At 60.7% G+C, this 11,033-nt stretch carries 11 protein-coding genes; 8 read left to right on the top strand and 3 right to left on the bottom strand.

Going from position 1 to position 11,033, the window contains the following annotated elements; all coding sequences use genetic code 11:
* The 6 genes from H0V34_11135 to H0V34_11110 all read left to right on the top strand — a co-directional run.
* On the top strand, positions 1-526 hold a 526-nt coding region (locus tag H0V34_11135), incomplete at its 5' end, for an iron-containing redox enzyme family protein (protein ID MBA2492216.1).
* Positions 526-1,251 (top strand): SAM-dependent methyltransferase, encoded by a 726-nt coding sequence (locus H0V34_11130; protein MBA2492215.1) that lies wholly within the window; start codon positions 526-528, stop codon positions 1,249-1,251. The genes H0V34_11135 and H0V34_11130, both read left to right, overlap by 1 nt.
* A gap of 37 nt (positions 1,252-1,288) precedes the next feature.
* Positions 1,289-1,516, top strand: a complete 228-nt coding sequence (locus H0V34_11125; GenBank protein MBA2492214.1) for a DUF3072 domain-containing protein — start codon at positions 1,289-1,291, stop codon at positions 1,514-1,516.
* 45 nt (positions 1,517-1,561) lie between these two features.
* The gene (locus H0V34_11120) at positions 1,562-1,753 is read left to right on the top strand and encodes a hypothetical protein (protein ID MBA2492213.1); all 192 of its coding nucleotides are present in this window, start codon (positions 1,562-1,564) and stop codon (positions 1,751-1,753) included.
* A 266-nt stretch (positions 1,754-2,019) separates the two neighbouring features.
* On the top strand, positions 2,020-2,298 hold the full coding sequence (locus tag H0V34_11115; protein MBA2492212.1) for a hypothetical protein: 279 nt from the start codon (positions 2,020-2,022) through the stop codon (positions 2,296-2,298).
* 37 nt (positions 2,299-2,335) lie between these two features.
* On the top strand, positions 2,336-3,106 hold the full coding sequence (locus tag H0V34_11110; GenBank protein MBA2492211.1) for a TIGR04290 family methyltransferase: 771 nt from the start codon (positions 2,336-2,338) through the stop codon (positions 3,104-3,106).
* A 78-nt stretch (positions 3,107-3,184) separates the two neighbouring features.
* Here H0V34_11110 and H0V34_11105 read toward each other — a convergent pair whose 3' ends face one another.
* Positions 3,185-3,610, bottom strand: a complete 426-nt coding sequence (locus H0V34_11105; protein ID MBA2492210.1) for a hypothetical protein — start codon at positions 3,608-3,610, stop codon at positions 3,185-3,187.
* Between the two features lie 283 nt (positions 3,611-3,893).
* On the opposite strand from H0V34_11105, the gene H0V34_11100 reads away from it, so the two are divergent.
* Together H0V34_11100 and H0V34_11095 are read left to right on the top strand one after the other, a co-directional pair.
* Complete coding sequence (locus H0V34_11100; GenBank protein MBA2492209.1) at positions 3,894-4,907, top strand: efflux RND transporter periplasmic adaptor subunit; 1,014 nt, start codon at positions 3,894-3,896, stop codon at positions 4,905-4,907.
* 119 nt (positions 4,908-5,026) lie between these two features.
* Positions 5,027-8,146, top strand: coding sequence for an efflux RND transporter permease subunit (locus tag H0V34_11095; GenBank protein ID MBA2492208.1), 3,120 nt, complete (start codon positions 5,027-5,029; stop codon positions 8,144-8,146).
* Between the two features lie 53 nt (positions 8,147-8,199).
* Here H0V34_11095 and H0V34_11090 read toward each other — a convergent pair whose 3' ends face one another.
* On the bottom strand, positions 8,200-10,881 hold the full coding sequence (locus H0V34_11090) for a helicase SNF2 (protein MBA2492207.1): 2,682 nt from the start codon (positions 10,879-10,881) through the stop codon (positions 8,200-8,202).
* Positions 10,882-10,885: 4 nt separating this feature from the next.
* Positions 10,886-11,033: type II toxin-antitoxin system RelE/ParE family toxin (locus H0V34_11085; GenBank protein MBA2492206.1), on the bottom strand; the 148-nt coding region annotated here is incomplete at its 5' end.

The raw sequence follows: 11,033 nt of genomic DNA, 5'->3' as shown, positions 1-11,033 counted from the left end.
TGCCAACCCCATACACGCGCGACTCACGCGTCTGCTGCTGGAGGAATACGGCTTCGGACATCTGGAGCGCAAGCACTCGTCGTATTTCACCACAATGCTGCAAGCGGCGAACATGCGCATCGAGCCGGAACATTATCTGGCGCTGGTGCCGTGGGAAGTACTGGCGCTCACCAACCAAAGCTTCCTGTTCTCGGAACAGCGACGCTATTTTCTGCGGTACATCGGCGGTCTGCTGTATTTCGAGACAGCTGTGCCGGCCGCCTTCCGGCATTATCAGGCGGCAGCCAGAAGGCTGGGCATTGCCGAGGATGGCCGCGCCTACTGGAACCTGCATATCCATGCGGACGAGCGACACGGACGCTGGATGCTGCACGACGTGGCTCTACCGCTCGTGGAACAATATTCGCATGACGCCTGGCAAATGGTATGGGGCTACGATCAGCAGCGCAACATGAGCGCGCGTGCCGGTAAAGCGGTTGTGCGTGCGGTGCGGGAAGCCCAGCAGTCACTAGGCGGTGCGCGGTAATGGCCTCTACGGCGGCGATCAGCATCACTGGTCCGGATATCGATGAGGTCTTCTCATGTCCGGAGGAATCCACGTTCTACGCGCAATGCCTGCGCTCGCTGATATTTGGCCGCCAGATGGCCCCGCAAACGGTAACCGAGTTCGGCGCCGGCGACGGCGCGCCAGTCATCGAAGCGGTGCGGATCAGCGGCTTCAAGGGGACGGTTCACGGCTTTGAACTCAGCGTAGCCGCCTGCCACGTCGCCAACCGCAACGTCAAATTGAGTGGCCTACACGGGCGCTATGTGATCGAGAACCAATCGTTTTTTGATTCCACGCCACCCGCGGATTGCCTGATCGCCAATCCACCGTATCTGCCCGCGCCGGACGCAAACATTCGTATGCCGCTGCTTTACGCGGGCGACGATGGCTGCCTAGTGACCAACGCGCTGCTGTCCATGAACTACGATCGGGTGCTGGTGATGATCTCCAGCTACTCGAATCCTGTGGGCAGTCTGCGGCATGCCGCCGTACACGGCTACGCGGTGAGCGACTTCATGCTGGCGCCGTTGACGTTCGGCATTTATAGCTCAGAAGCTAAAGTCAGGCAGCACATCGGGATGCTGAAAGAAACCTATAGAGCGTTCTACACCGAAGACATGTATCTGCTGGCCGGCGTGCTGTTCGACAGGCACGCAAGCACCGATCGATCTGCTGCACTGCGCAAGCTAATTACTGCGCTGTAGTGGATGCGAAACATAATTTAAATCTGGAGAAGCGACCATGACAGAAAATCCGGGAAAGTCTGACAACCCGCCGGTAGCGGACAATACCGTCAAAGATCCCGAAGACTGGAAGACGGGCGACGAGCCTATGACCGGCGCACAGCGCTCATATCTGCACACGCTGGCCGCCGAGGCCGGTGAGAAAGTCGATGAAGTGCTGACTAAGGCCGCGGCCGCGCAACGCATCGTGGAACTTCAGCGCAAAACGGTTCCCGGGCGGAGTTGAGTTTTCGGCAACAACGCGGAACCGGCCGGGCGAGGCGGATCGTCCGTGGACACAAGGTGCGATACCTGGATCGCGGCGGCTGGCATTGATTTCAGCGGTTTCCGCGCCGTATTGAACCCTGCATCAAATGTGGAGGAAAGTATCATGCAAGAGACCATTGAAGCCGACTATCAAACCTTTCTGGCGGACCGCGATAGCGCGTTCGGTGCGGTGCGAAGAGTCGCACCGAACGGCTAGCAGGTGCTAATTATATACGTGGAGAACGCGGGCGAATTCGTGGTGCCGTTCGACGCAATGAACTCGGTACGTGCGCAGAAGATTATGCTAAATCGCGAGAAACGGACGCCTGACCTGCTTAAAGCCATAGACCACGCGCACGACGACGAGTCGCGCGTTATCCACCATAAACCCGGCGCATTAACGTTGCACCGGGACCGCCATATTAGTCAAGCGCGGCACATACAATATGCGTCGCATAAATCGCCAGCCATATTGAGACGACCATGACTCAAGATGCTAAAACTACAACCGATCACGAGGAAATCCGCGCCTGGGTAACGGAGCGTGACGGCGTACCCGCCACCGTCGCCAGCACGGCCGATGACAAGGAGCCGGGTGTGTTAAGAATTCTGTTTCAGGCGCGGCAAAGCGGCGACGCGCTGGAAGAAGTATCCTGGGACGACTTCTTCGAAAACTTTGAGGAGGAGAAGCTTGCTTTTCTCTATCAAGTTGAAACAAAACAAGGCGAACACAGCCGGTTTTTCAAGTTAGTGAATCGTTGATGATCGCGGCTTCGCCAAAGCTTGCGTGAAAGAATCAATCCGTAAAACCGGCGGTGAACCGTGCGCCGAAATTGTGGAACGCGCCCCTTGGTTTCATAACCTGCATCTTCCAGACGGCACCCAGACCGCGCCCGAGCATCCGCTGGGCGATTTTCCGGCGTTCAAATGGGCGGCGATCGCGCCGCACATTCCTGACGAGCTGCACGGATGGCGGGTGCTGGACGTCGGCTGCAACGCAGGTTTTTACAGCATCGAACTGGCACGTCGGGGCGCGCGTGTGACAGCCGTGGACATCGATCCGCATTATCTCGATCAGGCCCGCTGGGCGGCGCGGCAATGCAGCGTGCACGACGCGATTACGTTCAGACAGCAGCCGGTTTACGCGCTGGCGCATGAGCCCGCGAGCTACGACCTGGTGTGGTTCATGGGCGTGTTCTATCACTTGCGTTACCCGACCTTGGCGCTGGATATTCTGCGCCGCAAAACGCGCAAATTGATGATGTTCCAGAGTCTTACCATGCCGGGTGACGACGTGCTGACGCCGCCTGGAAATCTTCCTATCGATGCGCGCGAGCGTATGTTGGAGTCTGGCTGGCCCAGGATGGCATTCATCGAACAGCGGCTGGCGGACGATCCGACCAACTGGTGGGCGCCGAATCATGCGTGCGTGGAAGCGATGCTGCGTGCGAGCGGTTTTCGCGTGCGCGCGCGGCCGGATCATGAATGTTATCTGTGTGAGCCGCACGGCGTTACGCCCGTTCCTTACGACGAAGAACTGCGCGCGGCGGTTAACCTTTCGCCGGATTGATCGAGTAAGGGTAGTACAGGCGCTACCGCCGACGTGGTGCATGCTGGTTAATGCGTAAGGGCGAAGGCGAAAAACGATTCACGCATCATCCAGATTATCCGGAACCCAGCGCAAGGTCAGAATCGTACACGCTTCTTCCACATCCCAGCGGTGGTGCAGATCCTCCCCCCAGATGACGAAATCGCCTTGTCTTCGTAAAGTGTGGCGCCGCACCTGATTCTCCGAGAATTCCTGATCGCGGGCGAATTGCAATCGGAAGCGACCGGTGTCGCTTACCATGATGGAAAGCGTGCGTCCCATGCTGGGCGGCTTGACCACACCGCGCGGATCGCCGGCGGGATGGGTCATCCATTTCATGCATAGCGAATGAGAACGCAGCTCAGCAGGCATGTAACGAAGATCGGAGACACCCGGCAGCCTGGCGCTGGCCCAGTCGCTGAAGCCGATAAACCAGCCCGTGCCCCCGGTATCGAGATTGGCGACGTTGTTGAATTCGACATCCATAGCGTCCTGAGTAATCGTCAGCCCTGGCTATCAGCAACGGCCGACCGAGGACGTTAACGGCAACTGTTGGCCGGCCGGCTTGTCTATAGACCCTTTGCATCGCGGTTAGACTAATTTTAAGGGTCATGGACTTGAAAGAAAGGATTTTCACTTGAAAGGAATAGGGCTAGCAATCGGGGTGCTTGTTAGCGGCGCCGTCGCCTTCAGTGTATTTTCATTGAACGGCGCGCGCGAAACGGTTTCCGCCCCGCAAGAGCCTGCAACACGTGAGGTAGCGACACCCGTGATCGTGGCGCCGGTGGTCAACACCTTGATGGCCGACCGCATCGAGGCGCTGGGCACGACCCGCGCCAACGAATCGGTGGTCATAACAGCCGATGTGATGGGCCGCGTTGAGCAAGTGAATTTCCGGGACGGCATGAAGGTCAGGCAAGGTTCGAATCTGATCGTGCTGGATTTCGAGGAGGAACAGGCGCAATTGGCCGCCGCGCGCGCGAATCTGGAAACGCAGCAGACCAAGCACGATCGGCTGGTGCAGCTGGTGGCGCAGCAATCGGCGGCGCGCATCGAGCTGGACGAGCAGATCAACCGCCTCAGGGCTGCTGAGGCCCGGCTCGACATCGCGCGGGTCCGCTTCGACGACCGCACCATCCAGGCGCCCTTCTCCGGCTACGTGGGCATCCGCGACGTGAGCCCCGGCGCCCTGATCAGTCCCGGTACGCAGATCGCGACCCTGGATGACTTAAGCGTCATCAAGCTGGATTTCTCGGTACCCGAGGTTTTTCTCGGCGCGCTCAGGCGCGGACAGAGCATCGTCGCCAGCAGTGTGGCGTATCCGGAGCGCACGTTTCGCGGCGAAGTCACCACCATCGATTCGCGCGTGGATCCGGTCACCCGCGCCGTGCTGGCACGCGCCGAGCTATCCAATGACTCAACCCTGCTCAAACCGGGCATGCTCATCAACGTGACTCTCATCGCCAATCGCACCGAAGCCCTGGTTGTGCCGGAAGAGAGTCTGGTGCCGCAAGACGATAATCAATATGTCTACGTGGTGAACCGCCACGGACAGGCGCGGCAGGTCGAGGTCGAAATCGGCCGGCGACGGCCAGGTTTGGTCGAGATCGTTAAGGGGGTGCAAGCCGGCGACAAGGTGGTAACTGAAGGCGTAGACAACATCAGCACCGACACCGAAGTCAGGATACTCGCGGTCAGGCGCCCGGCGGACGAAAAACCGGACACAAGACAGAGCCTGCTCGATAAAGCCTCCGCGGCCACGCTCAACCAAGTTGCGCGCTAGGCGCGGAGCCAAAGGAAGCGCCTTTGCGGCCGGGCTTGTCCGCACCACCATCACCGTTTTCGCTAGCACCCGCCGACGCGCCGGGCGTCCCGTGAAGCACTAACTCGTATTCTTGACCCATGCTGCTGTCCGACGTCTCCGTAAAACGCCCCGTCTTCGCCATCGTCATTAATCTGCTGCTGGTCGCGTTCGGCCTGTTCTTCCTCTCCAAGCTCACCGTGCGCGAATATCCCAACATCGACCCGCCAATCGTCTCGGTGGAAACGACCTATCCCGGCGCTTCGGCCAGCGTGGTGGAGACCAGAATCACGCAGGTAATCGAGAGCCAGATCAGCGGCATCGAAGGCATCCGCGCGATCGAGTCCGCGAGCGTGGATGGCGTGTCGGACATCACCATCGAGTTCAATCTTTCGCGCCCCATCGACGCCGCGAGCAACGACGTTCGCGACCGCGTGAGCCGCGTGCTGGACAATCTCCCGGAAGAGGCGGATCCACCGGAGATCTCCAAGGCCGAGGTGGACGCCAGCCCGATAATCTGGCTGGTGCTATCCAGTGCCAGCCTGGATCGCATGGGGCTGTCGGACTACGCCGACCGCTACCTGCTGGACCGCTTCAGCGCCATCGACGGCGTCTCCAACGTGCGGGTCAGCGGCGATCGTCGCTACGCGATGCGCATCTGGCTGGATCGCAAGGCCATGGCCGCCCGCAATGTAACGGTAGACGATATCGAGGGGGCGCTGATCAGCGAAAACGTGGAACTGCCCGCCGGCCGGCTGGAATCGGAAGAACGCGAATTCACGCTGCGTACCGCGCGTGAATATCGGACCGCCGACGACTTCCGGCAACTGGTGATCGCGCGCGGCAGGGACGGCTATCTGGTACGTCTGGCCGAGGTCGCACGGATCGAGGAAGGCGCCGAGGATTTGCGCAGTGAATATCGCGCCGATGGGGCGCCGACGGTCGGCATCAGCATCGTCAAGCAGTCGCAGGCCAATACCCTGGAGGTGGCGCAGGCGGTCAAGCGCGAGGTCCACAACATCGCGCCTACTTTGCCCGAGGACATGGTGCTGCAGGTCAACTCCGACTCGTCGTTGTTCATCGAGCGCTCGCTGGAAGAAGTCGAGGTTACTTTGCTGATCTCGGCGGTGCTGGTGATCTTCGTCATCTATTTGTTCCTCGGCAGTCTACGCGCGACCCTGGCGCCCGCGTTCACGGTGCCGATTTCACTCATCGCATCGTTCATATTGCTTTACGCGTTCGGCTTCTCGATCAATATTCTCACCCTGCTGGCGCTGGTACTCGCGATCGGCATCGTGGTCGACGACACCATTGTCGTCGTGGAAAACATTCACCGGCGTATCGAGGCCGGCGAAGCGCCGCTGCTCGCGGCGTTTCGCGGCGCGCGTGAGGTCGGCTTCGCGGTGGTGGCGACTACTCTGGTGCTGGCGGCCGTGTTCGTGCCCATGGCGTTTCTGGAAGGCACGGTCGGCCGCCTGTTTCGCGAGTTCGCGCTGGCCATGGCCGCCGCGATTATCTGTTCCAGCCTGGTGGCGCTGTCGCTGGGTCCTGTGCTATGCGCGATGTTCCTGACGCGCCGCGAACGGCATAACCCCCTGGTAAATGTGGCAAGTCGCGGCATTGCCGCGACGATGCGTGGCTATCGCGTGGTGCTCGAACGCGTGCTGCGCCACCCGCTGCCAACCTGTGCGGCGGCGCTGGCGGTGTTGGCCGGCACGGTGTTGCTGTTCATACAATTGCCCGGCGAATTCGCACCGGCCGAGGATCAGGGCCAGATTTACGCCATGATGAGCGCGCCGGAGGGCGCAAGCTTCGAGTACTCCAGCCGGCAGCTCAAGAAAATAGAAGCGGCATTCATGCAGCGGCTGGGCGAAGGCGAGATCCAGCGGGTCATCGCCCGCATTCCGGGTTACGGCGGCGGGTCCGACGCAGTCAACTCCGGCGTCGTGCAGGTCTCCCTGACCCCTTGGGAGGAGCGCGAACGCAGCGCGGAAACGATTGCTGGCGAGATCGGGCGCGAGCTCGCCGCCACCGTACCGGGCGCCCAGGTTGCGGTTGTGCAACGTTCGAGCTTTGGCAGCTCCAGCACCGGGACCGAGCTGGAACTGGTGCTGGGCGGCAGTACCTACGAAGAGCTGGCGCAGTGGCGCGATCGCCTCGTCGAACGGGCGGAGGAGAACGCCAAGATTGTCTCGCTGGACTCGGACTACGACGAAACCAAACCGCAGATCGACATCGACATCGCCCGCGACCGCGCGGCCGAACTGGGTGTATCGGTGGAAACCATCGGCCGCACCCTGGAGACCATGCTGGGTTCGCGCAGCGTGACCACCTTCGTCAATCGCGGTGAGGAATACGACGTGATATTGCAGGCCGCCGACGCCGATCGCCGTTCGCCGACCGATCTCGCCAACATTCACGTGCGCTCGCAGCGTTCCGGCGAACTCATCCCGTTATCGAACCTGGTTACTACCAGGGAAACCGCGGGCGCCGCCAGCCTCAACCGCTACGATCGGCTGCGCGCGATCACCATCTCCGCCGATCTGGCCGAGGGTTACGCGCTGGGCGATGCGATGGGTTATTTTCAGCGGATTGTCGACGAGGAACTGCCCGGTTCGGCGCGCATTAGTTACACCGGCGACGCGCGCGAACTGCAGGAATCCAGCCAGTCGCTGTATCTCACCTTTGCGCTGGGCCTGCTTGTGGTGTATCTGATCCTGGCCGCGCAGTTCGAAAGCTTCGTACATCCGTTCGTGATCATGACCACCGTGCCACTGGCGATCTTCGGCGCGCTGGCGGGACTGTCGTTGAGCGGCGGCACGCTCAATATATACAGCCAGATCGGCATCATCATGCTGATCGGTCTGGCCGCCAAGAACGGGATTTTAATCGTGGAGTTTGCGAATCAGCGGCGCGACGCGGGCCTGAAATTTACGGACGCGCTCATCGACGCGTCCATCACGCGCTTCCGGCCCATCATGATGACCTCGCTCTCTACCGCGATGGGCGTGCTTCCGCTGATGCTCGCAACCGGCGCCGGCGCCGAGAGCCGCATCGCCATCGGTGTGACTGTTTTCTCCGGCATCATTTTCGCAACCGTGATGACCCTGTTCGTGGTACCGGCATTCTACGCATTGATGTGTCGGAAAACGACCTCGCCCGGCGCGGTGGGCGACGAACTGGCGAGGCTGCAGCGGTCGGAGGTGCATGCGAATTATTGAGCAGTATTCAAACGGTTGCGCCTGGCGACGGCGCTCAGGCATTGTTGTGCGATTTATTTGGGCCAGCCCTGCGATAAGTATCTTTTTCGTTCCGCGGAATCCAAGACTCGCGCGCAGGACTCCCAATCCACATGTTTCACTTTGTGGTAGCGGATATGGAATGGATGCTCGCGCGGAACGGCATCTATGGTTTGCCTTGCGTGTTCGAGCGCGCCAAGCGCTATATCGATCCACACGTCTTCCAGCACATCCGGCAGCTGACCGAACAGACTGGTAATATTTTCCAGCCTATCGGACAGCAACTGATGCACGCGATCCTCGACCGAATTCGCGTAGCGCAGGTTGTAGATATCCACGGTGTCGCGAAGCTGGCCGATACGCTGAATCCGTCCCTTTCTTTGTTCCAGACGGGACGGGTTCCAGGGAAGGTCGAGGTTTATCAATGTACCGAGCCGCTGCAGATTGAGTCCCTCCGATGCGGCGTCGGTGCCCAACAGAAGCCGCAGTTTCCCGTCTCTCACGCGGTGCTTGATCTCGTCGCGCGAAACGCGGCTGAAAGCGCCGCCCCGCATGACGCCGGATTTCTGCGCGCCCGCATAGATGCCGATGTCTTCCTCCGGCAGTTCCTGGGTCAACTGAACCGCGAGCCACCACACCGAATCGTAGTACTGGCTGAAGATGATGCAACCCAGTTCCAGCCAACCCGCGTCCAGCAGCCGTTGCCGTACTATCGCGTATTTGGGATCGCGCGCCTGATTCGCCGCAATCGACTGAACGAACCGTTGCAGAATCGCGCGTTCATCGGCGGCGAGCGCGCGCACCCGGCTTAAGCTCTCCTCGTCATCCTCCGCATCATCGAGCGCTTCCCAGCCCGCGAGCATCTTCTCCACGGTGCGTTTTCCGGCTTCCATGGTGCTGCCGACTCGTCGCAACAGCAAGGTGCGGAAAAAACCGGCATTCGCGCGCTGTGCCAGTAGATGACAAAACTTCTCCGCCAGAGCATAGGCATCATGTAGAAAAGGCGGGAGCACAATGGCGTCTTCGTCGCGCTCCCCGTGCAGACGCACGCGCACCGGCTTGAGATATGGCTCGCCGGTTTCCGGATCGAAAGTGTTCTCCAGATGCTCGCGCGTGCGCCGGATGATGTGGCGAATGAAGGGATTCGAGCGCTTGACGAAGCGCGGAAATACGCGCCTGATCCTTGCTTTGTCGGGTGCGCGGAGGTTGTCGAAGCTATCGCCCGGCGCCAATGCATCGCTATCACCAAGGCCAAGGCTGCGACGCAAGGCGCTGTAATCCGGCCCTTCGGCGCTGGGCGGCAAGGGGTTGCGCATCCAGTTCCACATCTCCAGCTCATTTTCGGGTGTCGCTGCCCTGCCCATCAGCAAGTCCAGCGCCGGTTCAGGTTTGCGCCAGCGGCTACCTACGCCGCCCAGTACGGCATCTGAACCTCTGCTCAAGACATCCAGCAGGTCCCAGGCCTCGATCGGGTGCAGTTGCACCGGCGTCGCTGTGGCCAATAACAAACTCTTTGTATGGGGTGAGACGTCGTAAAGGAACTTGAGGAGATTGTTTGGCCGTGGCAGGTCATACTCGCGGCCCGGCGACAGATTTCGGCGGCGGGCCCGATGCGCCTCATCCAGGATGACGCATTCGAACGCCATGTTCGCCAGCCAGTCGCGGATCTCCGAGCCGCCCGTGATGAGTCCTGTGGAAACTATACCCACGCGCCGCGGGCACCGGCGGATCGCCTCCGGGCCAGCGGAAGGATACTCAACGCCGTTCTCCGTTATCCACTGCCCGCCGTCCCATACGGCGGATGGCATGTCGAGCAGGTTGTCCAGTTCATCCTGCCACTGCCAGATCAGCGGCTTTGGCGCAAGCACCAGAACCGGTTTGTCTCCTGCCAGCGCCATAAGCTCGGCCGCCATCGCCAGTTGCAGCGTTTTCCCCAGACCAACCTGATCGGCCAACACAAAGCGCGCGCCATGCGGCCCCTGATGCGCGTCGAAAGCCAGTTTTACAAAGTACTTTTGATGCTCCCACAGCCCAGCCTCTTGCCGGTAAACCGGCGCCTCGATAATTGGTGCGGCCGCCAGCGGATGCCCCCGCCAAGATTCGACGCTCGCCACGATCTCGCGGCGGGAAAGTCGCTCGATATCCTGAATCACAAACTCCGAAAGGGCGACGGCGTAGGGCGACTCCCACAACGCATCGAATTCTTCCTGAACCCACGCCACCGCCTCCGGCGCATCGTCTTCCCACAGCAGTTCATAGTTGAGTCGCCAGGCGCTAAGTGATTCGTTCACACTGCCGAGAAAAGCTGTCTGGCCGCCATCGGCCAGGGTGATCACGCCGGCCTTACCGTGGATCAGACCGAATTGTTCGTCCGGAAGTACGCGGACTTTCAGCTTGCCGCCGACCAGAAAACTGTGCAGCTCGTGGAAACGATCGCTAGCGCCAGGGGCCAGGTTCTCGGGCGCCGATTCGCACCACTCCCGGCGCATGGCCGCCTGCGCCGCCTGTTGTGCGATGAGCACGTCCTGCGCAGCCAGCGCCGAATTGCACACCATGCGCACCGGACCTGTCACGGATTCAAGCGCCTCACCGGCCACTTCTATAATCGAAGAAGAAAAATAGCCGGCAATGCGGTCATAACTACGCGCGCCGTTAAGGCGGGCCGTGAGAAAACGGCTATCGAGACGGGTGCGGCGGGAGGAGAAGCGGGTGATCACGGGGCTAGCCTATGTTCCAGGGCTTCGGCTTCATGCGTGAAAGATCACGGCTGCCGTGCAGCACGTTCAGCACCTGTACCCGATCGGGGCGAACGCGATAGATAATTCGATAGCCTTGGAAGACCAGTTCGCGGGCTTCCCCGCGCCGCGCC

The sequence above is a fragment of the Gammaproteobacteria bacterium genome, assembly GCA_013696315.1.
Taxonomy (GTDB): Bacteria; Pseudomonadota; Gammaproteobacteria; order JACCYU01; family JACCYU01; genus JACCYU01.
The sequence above is the reverse complement of the archived record's forward strand: the minus strand, read 5'-3'. Positions and strand labels throughout refer to the sequence as shown.